Raw genomic sequence first — 19,014 nt, forward strand, 5'->3', positions numbered from 1 at the left:
ATCTGCCCCCACGGCTGCCGCACTCTTACGCTTCGTGACTCCGCAGGGCCACGAGGTCACGAGACCGCGCGGCGCAGCCACAGCGTGAGCAGTTCGACGGCCATGACCGTGGCGAACACCATCGACGTGATCGTGGTGACGACGCCGAACTCCATCACTCGCGAGGCGTTGAGCAGGTAGAAACCGATCCCGCCCGCGCCGACGATGCCCAGGAGGGTGGCCGAGCGGATGTTGACGTCGAGCTGGTAGAGCAGGTGCGCCGCGATGGCGGGCGCGGCCTGGGGCAGCGTCACGGCGACGAACACCTGCGAACGGGACGCGCCCGAGGCCCGCACCGCCTGCTGCACGCGCACGTCGGTCTCCTCCAGGGAGTCGGCCACGAGCTTGCCCAGCAACCCCGTCGCGCCGATCGCCAGCGCGAGCGCCCCTGCCACCGGTCCTAGGCCGGTGATCACGACGAAGACGATGGCCAGCACGAGCTCGGGCACGCCCCGCACCACGACGATGACCATCCGGAACACGGCGGCCGTCTCCGGAGTGGGACTCACGTTCCGCGCGGCGAGCGCACCGACGGGCAGCGCCACCATCGCGCCGAGGAGTGTCGCCGCGAGCGCGATCTGCACGGTGACCGCCAGCTCGGCGAGCAGGACGGACAGGATCCCTCCGGTCGTCGGCGGCCAGAACAGGGCCAGCGTGGTGATCATGTCCGGGAGGCCTGTGATGATCCGCCACGGCGAGAGGTCCGCGCCGGCCACGGACGCGATGACGACGAGCGCGGTCACCCCGCCGAAGAGCGCGCCCCGGACGCGGTGCGGCGTCCACGGCGGGGTCACCCGTCCGGCATCGGGTACGGCCCTACCCGGTCCCGGCAGCGGGTGCGCGCGCAGGGCGTCGACGCGTCGCCCCACGGCGCGGGCCGCACCGCCCCGGCGGTGGGCGCGTTCACCGTGCCCACCGAGCAGGGCCCGGCGGACGGCTCCGGACACGAGTTCCGCGGCCACGCACAGGCCCAGGACGACCAGCGCGAGCGCCACACCCCGCTGGTAGTCCAGGCGGCGCAGCGCGTTCGCGATCTCGAAGCCCAGGCCGCCGACCCCGACGAACCCGAGCAGCACGGAGATCCGCAGGTTGATGTCGAATCGATGCAGGGCCGTGGCCACGAACGCCGGAAGCACTTGCGGGAGCACGCCGGCCACCAGCTCCTGCAGGGGGCGCGCTCCCGTCGCGCGGACGGCGGTGCGTGGGCCTTCGTCGATCTGCTCGATCGCATCGGCGTAGAGCTTCCCGACCATGCCCACCGAATGCAGGCCCATCGCGAGCACGCCGGCGAGCGCGCCGAGGCCGAAGAGGCGGAAGAACACGATCGCGAGCACGACGTCGGGCACCGCCCGGGCCACCACGATCACGGTGCGGGCGCCGTAGCGTGCGGCGAGCGCGGGCGTGGTGTTGCCCGCGGCCAGCACCGCGATCGGCACACTGACCAGCACCGACAGCAGGGTCGCGCAGACGACGATCGCGATCGTCTGCCCGGTCAGCGCCACGAGCTCGCCCAGCGGCGGGAAGTCCAGCGGCAGGGTTCTGGAGAGGAAGTCGGCGGCGTTGCCCACGCTGTCCACCAGCGTGGCGACATTCAGCCGGAGCTCGCCGACCGACCAGACCGCTGCACACAGCAACACGAGGAGGACGAGGGCGGCCGCGGTGCCCGTCCGCGAAGGCGGTGCGACCGTTGTGCCCGGATGACGGGGACGTGGATCGGGCGGCGAGGTGCCGAGTGCGCTCACCGGCCGGATCGCTCCGCGCCGGCGAGCACGGCAGGCAATGGCGCGTCCGCGTACACGGCCATCGCCTCGGAGCGGCCGACGTCCTCGGCAGGCCGATCGAGCACCACCCGTCCCGACCGCAACCCGACGATCCGCACGCCGAACGACAACGCCACGTCGACCTGATGGAGGCTGCAGAGCACGGTGAGGCCGTCCTCGCGGCTGACGTCGGCGATCAGCTGCATGACCTGTGCGGAGGACTCCGGATCGAGAGAGGCGACGGGCTCGTCGGCGAGCAGGATCCGAGGCCGCTGCAGCAGGGCCCGCGCCACCGCCACGCGTTGCTGCTGGCCGCCCGACAACGTGTCGGCGCGCTGGAACCGCTGGTCCGCGAGCCCGACACGGTCGAGCTGTTCGAGAGCGGCGCGGCGGATACGGCGTGGGTAGCTCAGGAGCCCGAGACGCGGCCCGTACAGCCCACCCAGTGCGCCGGTGCAGACGTTCTCGAGGACGTTCGCGCTCCCCACGAGGTGGAACTGCTGGAATACGAACCCGATGCGGGCGCGCAAGCGGCGCAGCTCCGCACCGCGGGTGCGGCCGACATCGCTGCCGAGTACCCGCACCGTCCCGGTCGACGGCCGGTGCAGACCGTTGATGTGCCGCAGCAGGGTCGACTTTCCCGAACCGGAAAGACCGAGCAGTGCCACGATCTCCCCGGCGCGGACGGTGAGCGAGACACCGTCCAATGCGATGACGTCCGGCGCGAACCGCTTACCGACATCCGTCAGTTCGATCACGTTGTCGCCGTGCATCCGAACCCCCTCCTGCGGCACCGGGCTCAGCCCAGGCTCGTGCAGGACTCGGCCTTGGTGATGTCGCAAACGCGGCGCACGCCGTTGTAGAAGGCATCGTCGACGGTGACGTAGCCCCAGCCGCCTTCCTCGCCGACCTCGCACGTGTCGGCCGAGGCGCAGAATCCGTTGGCGGTCAGGTAGTCGACGTTGGCCTTCTGCGTGAACGCGTCGGCGATCTTCTGCCGCAGTTGCGGCTCGACGTCACTGGCAACAGCCACGGGGGATCCGGCGATCGTCTCCGACTTCCACACCGTGCGCAGCAGGCCGGGCTTCAGCTGCCCGGACTCGATGAGCTGGGTGTCGACGATCGAGTCGTAGGCGAAGCCCGCCGCACATTGCCCGCTCGCGACGGCGAGGGCCGACGCGTCGTGCCCGCCGGCGAAGACGGGAGTGACCCCCGTGGCCGGATTCACCCCCGCCTCGATCAGGCCCGCCGTCGGGTAGAGGTATCCGGATGTGGAGTTCGGGTCGACGAAACAGACCGTCTGTCCGGCGAATCCGGCGAGATCGGTGATGGGGGAGTCGTTCACCGTGATCGCGTACGATTGGTAGCCCGGCTCGTCGCCCTTCTCGTCCACCAGAGCTGCCACCGGTGTGATACCCGCATCCTGGTTCTTGGCGAGCACGTAGGAGAACGGGCCGAATCCGGCGATGTCGATCTGACCCGCGCGCATTCCCTCGATGACCGCCGCGTAGTCCGTCGCGTTCTGGAACCGGACCTTCTGGCCGGTCTCCTTCTCGAGCAGGCTGATAACCGACTGATAGCTCTGCTGCAGCGAAGTCGATTCCTCGGACGGCACGGCAGCGAACACCACGGTGCCCGATTCGCCGCCGGCTGCCCCGGAACTCTCGACCGCGCTCTGACCGCAGGCACTCAGCACGAGCAGCGCAGCGCCTGCCGCTGCCACGGCGGCGGTACGTCGGACCGTGAATCTCATCGTGGCTCCTCCACGTCCGCTGCGCGCTGGTGGCGCGCCGGAGGCGGACGGCAGCGAGGGTGGAGCGGTCGCATGCCCGGCCAGACACTGTGTGGTTACAGACGAACGAACGGATCACGTCGCTTCAACCGATCAGTTCGGACATATCGGGCTACGCGATCAGCGCGCCCGGAGCATCGACCGGCGATCGTCCTCGACGAGGTCAGGCTTCCGCCGGAGCCGGTCGTCCCGCCGGGCGCCCGGCCAGCACCCGGGTGAGCGCGGCAGTTGCACCCCAGATGCCCGGCGCCGCGACGGCGGCGGGGGATGCACCGGGTGCGTGGAGGGGCGTGCGCACGCGGAGCGCGCCCGGAAGCGAGCGGAAGACCAGCGGGGGTGGCAGGGCGAGGGCCTCCCCGTCGACGCCGACGTTGACGAGCTCGTCGCCGGAACGCACCACGAACTCCCGTGCCGTCCACTCCTTGTAGCCACGGAAGTCCGCGATGCGCCCGGTGGCCTCGGCCGCGATCAGGCCCGGGACGTCCCGGGCGCGGTCGACCGTCATCGAGACGATTCCGAGGACGCCTGCGTCCAGCCGCTCCCGGGTGCCGAAGCCGGAAAGTCGGTCGAGCCGGTAGACGCCGTTGGAGACGAGAACGATGTCGGCCGAGCGGGTGTCCGCTCCGTCGGGCCCGGTGAAGCGCAGGTCGAAGCGCTGTGCGTTCGGTCCGAGCAGCTCGGGCAGCAACTGCGCCGTGGTCGCGAGCTTGGCGTCACGGTAGGCGTCGGACTGCACGACGGTGGCGTAGACGCCGAGCGAGGCGTTGTTGACGAAGACGCGCTCGCCGAGCATCGCGAGGTCGACGCGCCACTCCACCGCCGCGTCATAGGCGTCCAACGCGGCCACGACGTCGTCGCGGTCGAGCCCGAGGTCGAGCGCGAAGTGGTTGCGGGTGCCTGCGGGGACGCAGACGAACCCCACGTCGTGCTGTCGCGCCACGTCCGCGACCAGGGCCTGTGAGCCGTCACCGCCCGCCATGCCGATCACGTCCGCCCCGTCGGCCACCGCCTGCTCGGCCAGCGACCGCAGGTCGTCGCCGTGGTGCAGCACGACCGACCTGATGCCCCGGCGCATCGCCTCGTCCTCCAGGGCGAACTGCTTGACCTTGCCGCCCCCCGACCACGGGTTCATCAGGAGGACGCCGTGGCGGGAAGGCCCGACCGACCGGGCACCTTTCCGCACGGGCGCCAGGTCCCGGCCGAGTGCTACCCGGGCGGAGACCGTCGACAGGACCATCAGGCCGATCAGCACCGCGAGCTCCGCCACCGAGCCGATCAGCAGCACGACGATCCCCGCGAGCGCCAGGATCCCCGCGGCCGCGGCCGCGATCCGGCGCCCGCGGCGGTTCACCAGCGCGGTCCACCCGGCGATCACCGCGATGACGACCAGAGCCAGCGCGATCAGGACTCGACCGGGGTTCTGCAGGACGTGCACGATCACGACCACGAGTGCGGCGAGGAGCGCGGCCAGCGCCAGTGCGGCTGCCGCTCGTCGTCGGAGGTCAGGGGGCGTCCGGCCCGCCTCGCCGATCTGCATGCCGACCTCCTCGATCCGAATGCCGCGGATGCCCGCCATGGGCTCCCGCTGCTACCGGATCCCACGGTGGCGCCCCGATATCCCTCCGTCGTCACCCGGCCGGAATGAGTCGAGAGTCACCTCAGATAGGGGATGTCCCGCTTCGCCCTCAGGGTGACCGTTGGCGTGCAGCCGTCGTATCGAGCAAAGGGAGGCGGCAGGCGATGACGGAGATGGACGTGGGGTCCGAGTTCACGTGGGACGACCAGGTTGCGGTGCGGAGCGTGCACTTCCACGATCCCGCCGCCCCGGCAGCCACCACTGTCACGCCTTCGGTATTCGTCGCCGTTCATGACGAGCAGGGCAGGTTCCTGCTCGTGCAACGCCGCGACAGCGGGGCATGGGAGTTTCCCGGGGGCCGCATGGACGTGGGGGAGACCGCCATGGCGGCCGCGGTGCGCGAGACCGCCGAGGAGGCGGGCGTGCGCGTGCGGATCACCGGGTTGGTCGGGCTGTTCAGCGATCCGGCATTCGTCATCCGGGCTGTTGACGGCCGCATCCGTCAGCCGTTCGTCGTGTGCTTCCACGCCGTGGCCGAGTGGGGGTCTCCTCGCCCGGACGAGATCGAGACCTCCGACGCCGGCTGGTTCGAACCGGAGCAGATCGAGACGATGACGCTGGAGCCCGGTGCTTGCCGCTGGATCCACCACGCGATCGCCGGCTCGGGCGAGCCGCACCTCGAATGACAGCAGTCGAATGATCACGAGCAGCCGGGCGGGTCACGCCTGGCGCACGCCGCCGCTCAACAGGCCGTGCTCGTGGGCGGCGAGCACTGCCAATCGCCTGCTGCTCACGCCGAGCTTCGTGTAGATCGACCGCACGTGGCTCTTCACGGTGTTGACCGATACGGCGAGATCGGTGGCGATCTCGTCGAGCGACAGCAACGACGGGAGGAGCCCGAGGACGGTGAGCTCGCGCTCGCTGAGCATGGGTTCACGCTTCCCGCGGCCACTCGCACCCGCCACCACCGCGCGCTCGGCGAACGCGTCCGATGCCCCGAAGCTGCCCCGCTGGTGCACGAGAAGCTCACGGATGTTCGGCCCGGCGTACGCGAACGGGCGGAGCGCGTCGAGCGGCTCGGCCACGGCCAGCGCCCTGCGGAGGGCAGCGCGGGCGGCGGATCGCTTGCCGGCGGTGACGGCGAGTGACGCCTCCAGCAGCCACGCCTCCACGACGGTCTGGGGGAGCACCATGGTGGCTGCCCCCTCCAGCACCGGCATGAGGAGAGATCGCACGTGGTCGTGGCGGCATCCGGTCGTCTCGGCCCATGCCTGCATCATCAGGAGCTCGGCGGTCTCGCCGGTGCGATCGGCGAGCCAGCTCTGCACGGTGCGCGCCGCCGCGGAGTGTCCGAGCAGCAGGGCCGTGCGGAACTCGAGCATGGCGAGCGCGGCGACCAGCTCCGCGGGTGCCGGACGGCCGCCGAACTCCGAGCGGGCCTGCTGCAGCTCGGCCAGCCCGCTGGCACGGCCACCGGCGTCGAAGGCAGCGGCGCCATGGATGGCCTTCAGGGCGAACCGCAGCCGAGGCGAGGACGCCGTGACATCCAGGGCCAGGCCCTCCGCCGCAGATCGCTCGGCGTCGGCGGTGTCCGTGCGCATCAGAGCGGTGTAGGCCAGCATCGCCGTGGCGACCGCTGCCCAGATGGAGTTCTCCCAGCCGTGCTCGGCAGCGGTGGCCGCGGCCTCGATGCTCACCGCCCGCATCGAGTGCATGTCTCCCGTGCCGCCCTCGACGATGCCCAGCAGCGCCAGGCTCTGCATCGTCACGTAGTCGAAATGGTGGATGCGGCTCAGGTACAGCGCTCCCTCGAACTCCACGCGCGCATCGACCCGGTCGCCGCACTCGAGGTGGAAGGTGCCCCGGCTGAGGCGGGCGAGCGCCTCCAGTTCGGGCTCGGCGGGTAGTTCGCCGGTGTATCCGACGGCCGCAGGCGACGAGCCCGGTTGTGCAGGGTCGGCCACGCCCGCAGTGAGTTGCTCTGCCACGGCGCGCAGCACCGCCAGGTCGGCCGGGCCGTCGGTGGGCCACGCCTGCCGTGCGCGCCGCAGATCGCCGCGGGCGGCCGGGAGCTCTCCCGCTTCGAGCCGGATCATGGCCGAGGTCAGCGCGAGCCATGGGTCCGCCGCGACGGTCTGGGCGCTGACGCAGGTCAGCGCGTCTCGCAGCGGAGTGTGGTCGCCGGAGAGGATGAGCGGAATCGCGAGCCGATGCAGCATGTCCGTCAACAGGCCGCTGTCGTGGCTCTGGGAGGCGTGCTCCAGGGCCCGGACCGGCTCGGACTCGGCCGCCCACCACCGTGCGGCCACGGCGTGCAGCGCCTCCGCCCGGTTCACCCCCTGCCTGCGGAGGTCGGCGAGGAGGTAGGTCCGCAGGAGCTCCTGGATGGTGTAGGAGTCACGCCCCCTGCCGATCGGCGAGAGCAGGGACGTCTGGTGCTCGAGCCGATCGAGCAGGCAGCCGGCATCCTCGCGCCCCGACAGGGTGGTGGCGAGCCTGGTGGGCACCGGTTGACTGATGCTGATCATCCGCAGGAATTCCTGCACGTCTTCCGGTAGCGCGCAGAGGATCTCACCGACCAGATAGTCGGCGACGGAGCGCTCGTCGCCGGAGAACTGCGTGAGGAACGCGTCACGATCCGCGGACTCGGCCACTCCGAGCGCCGCCAGGCGCAGCCCGGCCGCCCACCCGCCGGTGCGCCGGTGCAGCATCTCGACCTGGGCCGGGGTGAGCTGCAGGCCCGACTTCTCGAGCAGCGTGGCCGCTTCGGCGGGGGTGAACCGCATCTGCGACGCTCGCAGCTCCCAGAGCCGGCCCGCGAGCCGCAGCCGTGGCAGGGACAGCGGAGGATCGCGCCGGCTGGAGAGGACGAGCTGCAGGCGCGCGGTGCGGTTGCGGGTGAGGGCCTCGATGCTGTGCAGGGCATCGGGTTCGACCAGCTCGTGTACGTCGTCGAGGATCAACCGGATCGGTTGGGGCAGGGCCGCGATGGCGTGGACCAGCTCGGCGAGGCACTCCGGCAGCTCGTCGTGGTGCCAGACCCACGGGTCGTGGAGCCGGCTCCCGCCGGGGATCGACGGGCATGCGGAGAGCGCCGCCACGATCGCCGCCCAGAGTCGCCCCGGGTCGTTGTCGTCGCGGTCGAGAGACACCCACGCGGTGTCCACATCGGTGCTCGCGCGCGACCAGTCCGCGAGCAACAGCGTCTTGCCGTAACCCGCGGGGGCGCAGACGAGGGAAACGTCGGCGGCGGCGCCGGCGTCGAGGGCCGAACGGAGTGCTGGGCGCACGACGAACTCGGAAGGAAGTGGTGGAACCGCAATTTTTGCCTGCGGCACGAGCGGCACGGCGATCATCCCCTGAACTGATCGTCCGGCCCCGCTGTCAGTGCAATTGCGCGGTGCGGCCTTCGAATAGATCTCTCGGCGGTCCGGATCAGTAAATCGATCTCTACGGCGCTAGCCCCCAGCGAGCAGGTTATAGCGATCCGCGAGTGATGTCCATGCATCAGAAAATTGTGACGATCGGCCTGGTAGTCGGCTTGAAACTGTGGGAGTTTGCTGTGAACTCGCAGGTCGGAGCGGGCGTGTTGCGCGGTGATAAAGGATCTCTCGTGCATGTCCGCTCCGTCACTGCAGGAACACTTTCCGTGTTCGACGATTTGCTACATAGTTCCTTTGGTTGCAGTTCTGGGACGGCCGGGACGGGTGCTTCCGGTGAGGGCTCACCTGACGTGGATGAGGCGTGGGTGGCGGTATTCGGCGACCCTGGCTGCGTCGGTCGCCCGATCTCGTGGCTCGGGCCGGCCCGCCCCAGGGAGAGGAGAGATATGAGTATCGGACCTGTTCAGTTGATCGTGCTCGGATTCCCGCAACCGAACTTCCACGGCGAGATCATCGCCGAGTTGGAGCGCCTGCGGGAGACCGACACCGTTCGCGTGATCGACGCGCTCGCGGTGCACAAGGGCACCGACGGCGAGGTCGAGGTAGCCCATCTCAGCAACCTCACCGAGGACGAGGCGATCGAGCTCGGCAGTGTCGTCGGAGCCCTGATCGGCCTGGGGATCGACGGCGAGGAAGGCATGCAGGCCGGTGCCGAGGCCGGTGCCATGGCTGCGGCCGAGGGTGGCGCCGACGTGTTCTCCGAAGAGGACGCGTGGAACGTGCTGGACGAGATCCCCAACGGCTCGGCGGCGGCGCTGGTGCTGCTCGAGCACACATGGGCCATCCCGCTCCGGAACGCCGTGGCGGCCGCGGGCGGCTTCCGCATCGGCGACGGCTTCATCAGCCCGCTCGACCTCGTCGCGGTCGGGCTGGTGTCCGCGGAAGAAGCAGCGGAGATGCACGCCATGGAGACGGCGAGCGTCGGCAGTTCCTGAGTGCCTCGCCCGGGGCCGGCCCGATGGACGTCGAGAGGAGGTGGAACATGTTCGGATCACGCAGGGTCGCGCGTCGCACCTCGCGAAGGACCGCCCGGCGAGTGAGCAGGCGTCGCGGGTGAACGACTTGTCCGCCCGGCGCGGGGGCCGCCCGCGCCGGGCCGCTGGTCAGGGCCCGGCCAGATGGTCGTGACCGGACCCGAAGGAGCGCGCCGTGAGAGAGAACAGCACAGGTCGTGACGAGTCGGTCGATGTCTACGTCCGGGCACGGACGTACGAGTCGGTCCGGGCTGTGCTCTCCGACGACCACAACTACGCCGAAGGGGTCGCGGCGGCCCGGCGTGTCGCCGCCGCCGTCGTCGCGGAAGCCGGTGCCCTCGTGCTGGCGGACGTCGTCGTCGGACTGTCGCTGGAGCTCGCATCCGCCCTCGAGCGGATCGCCGCCGACCAGGGCATGGCGGCCGTCGACCTGGCCGACGTGTGGTTCGTGGAGTGAGCGCCGCGCTGGTCCGCCTCATCCGCGAGGGATGAGGCGTTCAGCGGGCCGGCGCTGCAGCATCGGTCGCAACGCGCGCGTGGCCGATCGGCGCGCCATTCCCGGGGAGGACCACCGTGTGCCTGTTCACGAGGCGTCGCGTGGGCGCGACCTGACCGTGTCCGACTGGTGGCCGGGGCGGCGGGAGTTCGGGGCAGCGGTGTTCCGTGCGGTCCTGCTGCTCCTCGCCGGATGGGGCGCACTCGCACTCACCATCGCGGTGTTGCCGGGGGTCTCCGCTCGGGCGGAATGGGACGTCCTGCTCGCCGCCGCGTTCCTCGGACTGCTCGCGGCCGCGCTGCGCCCGCTCTTCACTGCGGTGGCCGCGTGGCTCGGGTGGGCCGGGGTCTTCGTGGGCTGGCTCCTGACCCAGGCCGTGCTGATGTACCTGGTCCTCTCCGTCACGCCGGGCATGCGGGTCGACGGGTTCTGGGACGCCTTCTGGGCGTCGTGGCTGTACGCGATCGTGGTCAGCATCGTGAGCTGGTTCGTCACCGCGGGCGACGACGGCGCTGTTGCGGCGCACCTGCTGCGCAGCACACGACGGTCCACCCGCACAGCCCCGAGGACGGACGTCCCGGGCGTCGTCATGATCCAGATCGACGGGCTCTCCGCGCCGCTCGCACGCTGGGCCGTGCAGGCGGGCAACCTGCCGACGCTGAGCCGCTGGATCCGGTCGGGCGGCCACCTGCTCGCCGAGTGGCACGCCGAGCTGCCCGCGACCACGCCGGCGAGCCAGGCGGGACTCCTGCACGGTGCGAGCGCGCAGGTCCCGGCGTTCCGCTGGTGGGAGAAGAGATCGGGGCGGCTGGTCGTCACCAACCACCCGCGGGACAGCGCGCTGATCGAGTCACGGATGTCCGACGGCCGCGGGCTGCTCGCCGACGGCGGGGTGAGCCTGTCCAACATCTTCTCCGGCGACGCGGCCACCAGCATGCTGACGATGAGCACTGTCCGGGCGAACCGGGCCCGCCGCGGGCCCGCCAGGTCGCTCTCGGCGTACGTCATGGACCCCTTCGGGCTGACCCGTTCCCTCGTATTGACCGGCGGCGAGATGGTGAAGGAGCTCTACCAGGGCCGCCGCCAGCGAGCGCGCCGGATCGAGCCACGCGTGCACCGCGGCGGGACCTACGTGCTCCTGCGCGGAGTGACGAACGTGCTGCTGCGCGAGCTGAACACCTACCTCGTCGCGGAACACCTCCGGAGCGGCGTGCCGGTGCTCTACTGCGACTTCGTCGACTACGACGAGATCGCGCACCACGCCGGTCCGACACGGCCGGAGTCGCTCGCCTCGCTCGAGGGGATCGACCGGGTGCTCGGCACCCTGGAGCGCATCGCGCTGGCCGCGCCCCGCCCGTACCGGTTCGTCGTGTTGTCCGACCACGGGCAGAGCCAGGGAGCCACGTTCCTGCAGCGCTACGGCGAGCGGCTGGAAGACGTCGTGCGACAGCTGCTCAGCTCGCAGGCCGACGTGCTCACCGCGGCGGACGCGGAGACCAGCGAGCAGCAAGGACGGGTCAACACACTGATCGACGAGCTGGGCGCGGAGGGTGGGGTGGCGGCCGGTCTGCCCGGGCGCGTCCAGCGGCGACGCCGCGCGCACGCTGTGCCGCAAGCGTCTGCGGAACCGCGGCCGGACGGCCCGCTCCCGGAGCTCGTCGTGGCCGCGTCCGGCAACCTCGGCCTCGTCTACTTCCCCAGGGTGCCCGGCCGCCTGACGCTCGAGGACATCCAGGAGACGCATCCGCGGCTGCTCAGCGGCCTGGCGGCGCATCCCGGGATCGGTTTCGTCATGGTGCGCTCCCGCACCCACGGTCCGCTCGTGCTGGGTTCGGCCGGCATCCGCAGGCTCGACGACGACCATGTGGAGGGCGTGGACCCACTCGTGCCGTTCGGGCTCTACGCAGCTGATGACCTGCGCCGCCATGACGGGCTTCCGCACGTCGCCGACATCCTGGTGAACAGCCGGATCGACGCCTCCACCGGCGAGGTGGCCGCGTTCGAGGAGCTCGTCGGCTGTCACGGCGGGCTGGGCGGATGGCAGTCTCGCGCGGTACTGGTCCACCCGGCGGACTGGCCCGTCGACTCGTCCCTCGTCGGCGCCGACGCCGTGCATCAGCAGCTCGTGGTCTGGCTCGACCGGCTCGGGCTGAGGGCTTCGCCCGCGCGTCCGCCGCTGCGCTGGTCATCCCTGCCGGGTGATGCGGACAAGCGGCAGTCGTTGCGAGGGTCGGAGCGGCGGAGCGGGTCTGCCGCGCGTCGTGATGGTGCCGAACCAGAGGAGGCGGGAGATGACTGACCGCAGGACCGACCCGTCCCTGCAGGATCTCGACGGCACGTTGCTGCTCGGCGCCGGGGTGGCGCTCGCCGTCGCGAGCATCGCCGGGCTGGCCGGTTTCGTGATGTGCGGCATCGCGGTGATCACCGCGAGCAGACGCTGGTATCAGCGAGTGGACCTGCCGCCCCACGAGATCGCGAACCTGAAGTGGCGGCAGGCACGGGCGGCGATGGGGGCAGGCGCGGGAGCGTGGAGCGATGCCGAGCGGTCCGGCTACTCGCCGCGGTCGCGCGGGAAACGATGACGTGAGTACGGCGGAGCGGGGCGCGGGAGTGCGCTGATGCCCCGGGCGCTGTCCTGGGCCACCCGCTTCGAGTTGCTCCAGTCGATCAAGGGCAGCATGTGGGTGCTGCCGGTGCTCGGCCTGGTCACCGGGGCACTCCTCGCGCAGGCCGCGATCTGGGCCGACAGCTCGGTCCGGGTGCCGTCGGGCTGGAGCTACTCGGCGTCGACGGCCGGTGGCGTGCTCACCGCGATCGTGGGAGCCATGGTCGCCCTGCTCGGCTTCGTCGTGACGATCGGTGTGCTCGTCGTGCAGCAGGCCACGGGCACGCTGTCCCCCCGGTACATGCGGCTCTGGTACCGCGACCGCCTGCAGAAGGTGGTGCTCGCGATGTTCGCGGGCACGTTCACCTTCGCGTTCTCACTGCTGCGCCGCGTCGAAACCGACTTCGTTCCGGACATCGGCGTCACCGCGGCGGGCGCGGCGGTGGCGACGAGTCTCGCGTTGTTGCTGATCTACCTGGACCGCTTCACGCATCGGCTGCGTCCGGTCGCGGTCGCCGCGCTGGTCGGGCAGGCGGGGCAGGACGTGCTCGCCCGCGGAGCGGACGAGGCCCGCTCGCGAGTCGTCCTCGATCAGCCCGCCGCGTCGGCCCTGCCACGCAAGGAGCCCGTCCTCGTGGTGCGGGCGGGCCGCGCCGGAGCCGTTCAGGCCGTGAACGTGGCGGCATTGGTCGTCGAAGCGGAGCGGCACGACTGCACGCTCGTGCTGGTCCGCACCGTCGGGGACTTCGTCACTCGCGGAACCCCCTCCTCGAGGTCCACGGGACGGTGCCCCCGCCGGATCATCACCTCCAGGGCCGGTTCGCGCTCGGGCGGGAGCGCACGATCGAGCAGGACCCGTCGTTCGCGTTGCGCGTTCTCGTCGACATCGCGATCAAGGCGCTCTCCCCGGCTGTCAACGACCCCACGACGGCGGTCCAGGTCCTCGACCACATCGAGGCGTTCCTCGCGGCCGTGGCGGGCACCCGGCTGCGCCGTCAGTACGTGCTCGCCGGTCCGCACGGGACCGCGCGCGTGGTGCTGCCAGGACGTGACTGGGCGCAGTACCTGCAGCTGGCGGTCACCGAGATCCGGGAGTACGGCGCGGCGTCCACTCAGGTGTGCAGGCGGCTGCGGGCGCTGCTCGACGGCTTGCTCGACACGGTGCCGCCCGACCATCGACCCGCCGTGCTCGACGAGCTGCGGCGGCTCGACTCCAGCGTCGACACGGCCTTCGCGGATCTCGCGAGGCGCTCGCTGGCGCGCTGCAGCGACCGGCAGGGCATCGGCGGCCGCATCGTGGACGCCGCGGTGACCGCGCCCGATGGACGACGCACCTCCAGCGCCTGAAGCTCCGGCTCGCGCGCCTACCGGTTTCCGTGGCCGATCTGCGCAGGGGTGTCGTGTCGGATGGGCAGACACACCCTCGGGAGTCCGGGCAGCTCCTGGGGGCGGTGGGTGACCACGAGCGCCGTGCGCCCGGCCGTCACGCGCAACAGGTCGGCACACACGAGCGCGGCGGCGTCCGCGTCGAGGTGCGCGGTGGGCTCGTCGAGCAGCAGCACCGGGCGGTCAGCGAGAAGGGCCCGGGCGAGCCCGATCCGCTGCCGCTCCCCACCGGAGACGGCGCCGCCGTGGAGCCCCACCCGGGTGTCGAGTCCCTCGGGCAGGGCGGCCGACCAGTCGCCGAGCCCCGCCCGGCGCAGGGCGTCGGTGATCTCGTCCTCACGGGCGTCGGGCCGGGCCAGCAGCAGGTTCTCCCGCAGTGTGCTGTCGAACAGGTGCGTGGCGGGGCCGCACCACGCGATCCGGGCGCGCAGGTCGTCCCCGAGCACCTCGCGCGTGTCCACGCCGTCGACGTGCACGGCCCCGGCCGACGGGTCGAGGGTGCGCAGGAGGGCGGCGAGCACGGTCGTCTTGCCGCTGCCCGTCGGACCGGTGAGGAGTAGTCGTTCGCCGTGACCGAGCCGCAGATCCAGGCCGGTCACGGCGTCGCGATCGGAGCCGGGCCACCGGACGGCGAGGGCGCGGGTGTCCAGCCGCCGCCCGGGCGGGGCGGGCCGCGGGTCGTCGGGTTCCGACACGGCGGCGGGGGCCCGCTCCAGCTCGACCAGCCGGCGCGCGGCCGGAAGCGCCGTGGCCAGGCGCATGGCGGCGTCCGGCAGCGCTGCCACCAGCTCCGCGGTGGCCAGCGGGGTGAGTGCCAGCACGGCCAGCGCCGTGCCGGGCAGCACACCCGCCCGCAGCGCGGCCACGCCGAGCGCCGTGCAGCACACGGTGGCGACCCCGACGGCCAGCACCGTCAGCGCGATCCCGAGGCCGGTGGCGGTGGCCGCCCGCCGGTGGAGTGCGAGGAGGCGCCCGTCGAGCGTGGCCACCGTGCGGCGGCGCTCGCCCGCGGCGCCGAAGGCGATCAGGTCGGGGCTCCCGTCGAGCAACTCGACGACGGCGCTCACGACCGCGCCCCTGGCCGCCGCGGTGCGACGGGCCGCCCGCCGGGCGAGCGTCACGGTGAGGGCGGGCGCGATGATCCCGGCGCAGACCAGCCCTGCTGCGAGCACGACTCCCGCCTCCGGAAGGAGCACGCCGAGCAGCGTCGCGGTGCCCACGCCCACCACCGCGGCCGATGCCGCGGGCACCAGCGCCCGAACCAGCACGTCCTGCTGCTCGTCGACGTCGCCGACCATCCGCGACAGCAGCTCGCCGGACCGCTGCCGGGCGCTCACCGCGGGCCCCATCCGCACGAGCGCGTCCCACAGCCGGACCCGCAGGCCGGCGAGCACCCGCAGCGCGACGTCGTGGGAGGCCAGCCGCTCGGCGTAGCGGAGGATGCCCTTCGACAGCCCGAACGTGCGCACCGCGACGATCGCCACGATGAGCGTCAGCACCGGAGGGTGCAGCGCCGCGGCCGAGATCAGCCACGCCGAGGTGGCCGCGAGCGCGACCGCGCTTCCCAGCGCCCCGCTACCCGCCAGCACCGCGACGGCGAGCCGCCCGCGGTATGGGCGCACCAGCGCGAGCAGACCGCTCCGTCCGGCCCGCTGTGACTCCGGCGTCGGCGGCTCGGTGAGGACCGGATCCGGCGGGCGGGTCGGCGCCGCCGCAGCCGGAGTGGCTGCCGGCTCGCGAGGGGCCAGGTCCGGGGGAGCGGGCGAGCCGGGGAGCGCGATGACCCGGTCACACAGGCCAAGCACCGTGGGCCGATGGCTCACCACCACGGCGGTGCGCCCGGCGAGCGCCGCGGGGAGGGCCGCGAGAAGCGCCGACTCCGTGTCGGCGTCGATGCCCTCGGTCGGCTCGTCGAGCAGGAGCAGCGGACGGTCGGCGAGCAGCGCACGGGCGAGGGCGACGCGCCGTTGCTGACCAGTGGAGAGCCCCTCGCCGCGCTCGTGCACGGGGGTGTCGAGCGGCAGGTCCAGCGCGGCTGTCGCGGCAACGGCGGCCAGCTCCGCATCGGTGGCGTGCGGCGCACCCAGCCGCAGGTTCTCCCCGACGGTGCCGGCGATCAGCACCGGGCGCTGCGGCACCCAGGCGACGTGGCGCAGCCAGGCGTCGCGGTCGACGTCGGCGAGGTCGGTCCCGGCGACGGACACGACCCCCGAGTCCGGACGCCGCCAGCCGAGCAGGAGGTCGAGCAGCGTCGACTTGCCCGCCCCGCTGGGACCGGTGATGCCGAGCACCTCACCGGGGGCGATCGCGATCGTCACGGCGTCGAGGACCGGGCCGGACCGTCCGTTCACCCCGACCGCGTCCAGCCGCACCGGCCCCGTCGACGGGTCGGGTGCGGCCGTCTTCTGCCCCGGTGCCGGCGCGTCGGCGGGCGTGTCGAGCACCGCGAAGACGCTTCCCGCGGCGGCGGCGCCCTCGGCGCTGTCGTGGAAACGGGCGGCCACGGCCCGCAGCGGCTGATACACCTCGGGAGCCAGGACGATCACCAGCAGCCCCGTCGCGAGGTCCAGGTCCCCACCGACGAGCCGCAGCCCCACCGACACCGCGACCAGCGCCACCGACAGCGTGGCCAAGAGCTCCAACGCCAGCGACGAGAGGAACGCCACCCGCAGCCCGCGCATCGTCTCGGCGCGGTACCGCTCTGACATCTCCGCGATCTGCCCGCGCTGCCGGCGCGCCCGCCCGTACGCGGTCAGCACGTCGAGCCCGGCCACGACATCGAGGAAGTGGTGGCCGAGCACCGAGAGCGCTCGCCACTGCCGGGCGGTCCGGGCCTTCGTGTGCAACCCGATCAGCACCATGAACAGCGGGATCAGCGGGATCGTGACGCCGACGACCAGCGCCGAGACCCAGTCGGCGGTGAGGATTCGCACGGCGACGACGAGCGGCACGATGGCGCCGATCACCAGCTGGGGGAGGTAGCGGCCGACGTAGCCGTCGACACCGTCCACCCCGCGGCCGGCGAGCGTCGCGAGTTCCCCCGTGGGCGGGAGCCCGGGATGGCGTGGTCCCAGCCGCAGCACGTGGTCGAGCACGGCGGCCCGCAGCTGAGCGACCGTCCCCGCCGCCGCCCGCTGGGCCGCGACCTCCCCGCCCCAGCCCAGCGCAGCCCTGCCCACCACGACACCCAGGAGGGCGACGAGCGGCACCGCGAGCTCGGCGAGTCCGGCGCCACCGAGGAACGCCCGCGCGACGGTGCTCGACAGCAGCTCGGCCTGGGCGATCACCAGCAGGGCTGTGACCACCCCGATCGCGGCGCCGAGCCCGATGAAACCGCGGACGGCCGGGGCATGGTGCAGCAGCCGCCGAGCCACCGCCCCACTCCTCTTCGCCGCCATGCCTCCCGCCTACCGGGGATGTGCCACCCGGCACAACACCCGCAAAGGACGGCTTTCCCGTCGCACACACGTCCCGGCCCCCGCACGAGGGTCCTGCCCAGCAGGTGGCAACCGGCCGCGACACCCTCGTGGGCAACCGCGACCCTCAGCGCGGGGAGCGTCGTTCCGGCTGGGAGAAGATGGCAGGCATGGCGGACGCAGACGAGCCCACGATGCCGGACTCGATGGCACTCCTGCTCGTGGCTGCCGGGCAACTGCTGAGCCGGCGGGTGGAGGACGAGCTCGCAGCGCTGGGGCTCACCTTGCGTCACTACGGAGCGCTGGGTCACCTGGCACACCGGCCGGACATGTCCTACTCCGACCTCGCCCGGCGGGCCGGGATCACCTCACAGAGCATGCACGCCACGGTGCGCATGCTGGAGCAGTCCGGCGCCGTGAAGCGCACCTTGCCCGGTCATGGCCACGCCGCCCGCTTGGAGGTCACCGACCACGGGCGACGACTGCTCGCCGCGGTCGGCGAAGCTGCCGTACATCTCGATCAGGAACTGTTCGCCCACCTCACCGACGAACAGCGAAGTGGGCTGCGAGCAGGCCTGCTGGCGCTCGCACCGCCATCGAGGAGTCCCCGCAGCGGGCCGTCAGAACAATCGGCTCGTGACCGGTGAACCTCTCGTGGCGTGACCCGCAGGACGGGTTTTCTCACACCGTGGCAGGTGGCTTCCAGATGCGATCGAGCACAGTTCGGCAGACCTCGCTGAAGGGTGCAAAAGCCTCGCGGGATGCCCTGGTCAGGTCCGGGCCCGCCAGGGCTGGACTGCCCGTGCCGAACGGTGGGTGCGGTGCGTACTCGATGTCCAGCTCGGTACGCCTGGCGACCTCCACCCCGCGCAACTCGGCCAGCACCATGAGGGCGGCTTCGTAGGAACCGCTGGCCGGTCCGGCCGTCCAGATGTTGCCGTCGCGGACGACCTCACCACCTTCGACCGGAGTCGCGCCGAACCGGGGCAGCTGGTCCAGGATGTGGAAGTTCGTCGTGGCACGCCGGCCGTCCAGCAGACCGGCCACTCCGGCCAGGATCGTCCCGGCGCACACAGCTATCACGTGCTCGGCCCTGCGGGCAGCGTTACCGAAGAACTCGATGACCTCCGGATCGGCGAGCACGTCCGGCATGATGGCGCCGACCGCGAGGACGTCGAGTTCTTCCGGGCAGTCGGCGAAGGACGTGGTCGGCACGGTCGGGAACGTCGGAAATCCGGTGACGGGTTCCAGGTCCCTCCAGAGCAGGTGAAGGTTCGTGCCGGGCTGGATGCCGAAAACGGTCTGCGGACCGACGATGTCGCAGACGGAGTAGCCGGGTGAAATGAGAATGCCGATGGTGAGGGGCTTCGACATGGGTGTCCTTCGCGTGAGTTGAGCACTGCTGTCCAGGAGCGGTGGCGCCGGGCGGAGCGGATGATCGGTTCGCTGACGGTGCGTCATGCGAGACCATCTTCTACTGGCTGTCGAACTTCTTGAAGTTTATCTGTAAGCCAGACTGAAAGTCCA

Annotated in this window: 14 protein-coding genes and 1 pseudogene; 7 read left to right on the top strand and 8 right to left on the bottom strand. The window is 71.8% G+C overall.

The window, feature by feature from the left end:
• Nucleotides 1–56: 56 nt before the first annotated feature.
• The 4 genes from phnE to MMF94_RS29765 form a co-directional block, all read right to left on the bottom strand.
• Nucleotides 57–1,781 (bottom strand): phosphonate ABC transporter, permease protein PhnE, encoded by a 1,725-nt coding sequence (gene phnE / locus MMF94_RS29750; RefSeq protein ID WP_241040586.1) that lies wholly within the window; start codon nucleotides 1,779–1,781, stop codon nucleotides 57–59.
• On the bottom strand, nucleotides 1,778–2,572 hold the full coding sequence (gene phnC / locus MMF94_RS29755) for a phosphonate ABC transporter ATP-binding protein (protein WP_241040588.1): 795 nt from the start codon (nucleotides 2,570–2,572) through the stop codon (nucleotides 1,778–1,780). The genes phnE and phnC overlap by 4 nt, the downstream gene beginning before the upstream one ends.
• A gap of 26 nt (nucleotides 2,573–2,598) precedes the next feature.
• Nucleotides 2,599–3,552 carry a phosphate/phosphite/phosphonate ABC transporter substrate-binding protein gene (locus tag MMF94_RS29760; protein WP_241040590.1) on the bottom strand — a complete coding sequence of 318 codons (954 nt, stop codon included), beginning with the start codon at nucleotides 3,550–3,552 and terminating at the stop codon, nucleotides 2,599–2,601.
• A gap of 202 nt (nucleotides 3,553–3,754) precedes the next feature.
• Nucleotides 3,755–5,128, bottom strand: a complete 1,374-nt coding sequence (locus MMF94_RS29765; RefSeq protein WP_241040591.1) for a diacylglycerol/lipid kinase family protein — start codon at nucleotides 5,126–5,128, stop codon at nucleotides 3,755–3,757.
• A gap of 203 nt (nucleotides 5,129–5,331) precedes the next feature.
• Between MMF94_RS29765 and MMF94_RS29770 the strand changes: the two genes are divergently transcribed.
• The gene (locus MMF94_RS29770) at nucleotides 5,332–5,853 is read left to right on the top strand and encodes an NUDIX domain-containing protein (RefSeq protein WP_241040593.1); all 522 of its coding nucleotides are present in this window, start codon (nucleotides 5,332–5,334) and stop codon (nucleotides 5,851–5,853) included.
• A gap of 33 nt (nucleotides 5,854–5,886) precedes the next feature.
• Here MMF94_RS29770 and MMF94_RS29775 read toward each other — a convergent pair whose 3' ends face one another.
• Nucleotides 5,887–8,457, bottom strand: coding sequence for a winged helix-turn-helix domain-containing protein (locus MMF94_RS29775; protein ID WP_241040594.1), 2,571 nt, complete (start codon nucleotides 8,455–8,457; stop codon nucleotides 5,887–5,889).
• A 539-nt stretch (nucleotides 8,458–8,996) separates the two neighbouring features.
• On the opposite strand from MMF94_RS29775, the gene MMF94_RS29780 reads away from it, so the two are divergent.
• The 4 genes from MMF94_RS29780 to MMF94_RS29795 all read left to right on the top strand — a co-directional run bounded on the left by MMF94_RS29780 (nucleotide 8,997) and on the right by MMF94_RS29795 (nucleotide 12,662).
• Complete coding sequence (locus tag MMF94_RS29780; protein WP_241040595.1) at nucleotides 8,997–9,545, top strand: hypothetical protein; 549 nt, start codon at nucleotides 8,997–8,999, stop codon at nucleotides 9,543–9,545.
• Nucleotides 9,546–9,759: 214 nt separating this feature from the next.
• Nucleotides 9,760–10,041 carry a hypothetical protein gene (locus MMF94_RS29785; protein WP_241040597.1) on the top strand — a complete coding sequence of 94 codons (282 nt, stop codon included), beginning with the start codon at nucleotides 9,760–9,762 and terminating at the stop codon, nucleotides 10,039–10,041.
• A 118-nt stretch (nucleotides 10,042–10,159) separates the two neighbouring features.
• Complete coding sequence (locus tag MMF94_RS29790; protein WP_241040605.1) at nucleotides 10,160–12,379, top strand: phage holin family protein; 2,220 nt, start codon at nucleotides 10,160–10,162, stop codon at nucleotides 12,377–12,379.
• Nucleotides 12,372–12,662, top strand: a complete 291-nt coding sequence (locus tag MMF94_RS29795) for a hypothetical protein (protein ID WP_241040607.1) — start codon at nucleotides 12,372–12,374, stop codon at nucleotides 12,660–12,662. Before MMF94_RS29790 ends, MMF94_RS29795 begins: the two co-directional genes overlap by 8 nt.
• Here the strand turns inward: MMF94_RS29795 and MMF94_RS29800 are convergent.
• The gene (locus MMF94_RS29800) at nucleotides 12,632–12,790 is read right to left on the bottom strand and encodes a hypothetical protein (protein ID WP_241040855.1); all 159 of its coding nucleotides are present in this window, start codon (nucleotides 12,788–12,790) and stop codon (nucleotides 12,632–12,634) included. The two genes, MMF94_RS29795 and MMF94_RS29800, sit on opposite strands and share 31 nt — an antisense overlap.
• Here MMF94_RS29800 and MMF94_RS29805 point away from each other — a divergent pair.
• Nucleotides 12,759–14,032, top strand: a pseudogene (locus MMF94_RS29805) (DUF2254 domain-containing protein). The gene MMF94_RS29800 and the pseudogene MMF94_RS29805 overlap by 32 nt on opposite strands.
• Before the next feature lie 17 nt (nucleotides 14,033–14,049).
• Here MMF94_RS29805 and cydD read toward each other — a convergent pair.
• The gene (cydD, locus tag MMF94_RS29810) at nucleotides 14,050–17,445 is read right to left on the bottom strand and encodes a thiol reductant ABC exporter subunit CydD (protein ID WP_241040608.1); all 3,396 of its coding nucleotides are present in this window, start codon (nucleotides 17,443–17,445) and stop codon (nucleotides 14,050–14,052) included.
• A gap of 128 nt (nucleotides 17,446–17,573) precedes the next feature.
• Here cydD and MMF94_RS29815 point away from each other — a divergent pair, with 128 nt between their 5' ends.
• Nucleotides 17,574–18,134 carry a MarR family winged helix-turn-helix transcriptional regulator gene (locus tag MMF94_RS29815; RefSeq protein WP_241040610.1) on the top strand — a complete coding sequence of 187 codons (561 nt, stop codon included), beginning with the start codon at nucleotides 17,574–17,576 and terminating at the stop codon, nucleotides 18,132–18,134.
• Between the two features lie 34 nt (nucleotides 18,135–18,168).
• On the opposite strand, the gene MMF94_RS29820 is transcribed toward MMF94_RS29815, so the two are convergent.
• Nucleotides 18,169–18,861 (bottom strand): DJ-1/PfpI family protein, encoded by a 693-nt coding sequence (locus MMF94_RS29820; protein ID WP_241040612.1) that lies wholly within the window; start codon nucleotides 18,859–18,861, stop codon nucleotides 18,169–18,171.
• Nucleotides 18,862–19,014: the final 153 nt, after the last annotated feature.

This window comes from Pseudonocardia alaniniphila, from assembly GCF_022524485.1.
Taxonomy (GTDB): Bacteria; Actinomycetota; Actinomycetes; order Mycobacteriales; family Pseudonocardiaceae; genus Pseudonocardia; species Pseudonocardia alaniniphila.

What these genes read in the sequence shown, in the direction of transcription:
- phnC (WP_241040588.1), bottom strand. Translation starts at nt 2,572, where the DNA reads ATGCACGGCGACAACGTGATCGAACTGACGGATGTCGGTAAGCGGTTC.
- MMF94_RS29820 (WP_241040612.1), bottom strand. Translation starts at nt 18,861, where the DNA reads ATGTCGAAGCCCCTCACCATCGGCATTCTCATTTCACCCGGCTACTCC.
- MMF94_RS29795 (WP_241040607.1), top strand. Translation starts at nt 12,372, where the DNA reads ATGACTGACCGCAGGACCGACCCGTCCCTGCAGGATCTCGACGGCACG.
- MMF94_RS29765 (WP_241040591.1), bottom strand. Translation starts at nt 5,128, where the DNA reads ATGCAGATCGGCGAGGCGGGCCGGACGCCCCCTGACCTCCGACGACGA.
- MMF94_RS29770 (WP_241040593.1), top strand. Translation starts at nt 5,332, where the DNA reads ATGACGGAGATGGACGTGGGGTCCGAGTTCACGTGGGACGACCAGGTT.
- MMF94_RS29760 (WP_241040590.1), bottom strand. Translation starts at nt 3,552, where the DNA reads ATGAGATTCACGGTCCGACGTACCGCCGCCGTGGCAGCGGCAGGCGCT.
- MMF94_RS29780 (WP_241040595.1), top strand. Translation starts at nt 8,997, where the DNA reads ATGAGTATCGGACCTGTTCAGTTGATCGTGCTCGGATTCCCGCAACCG.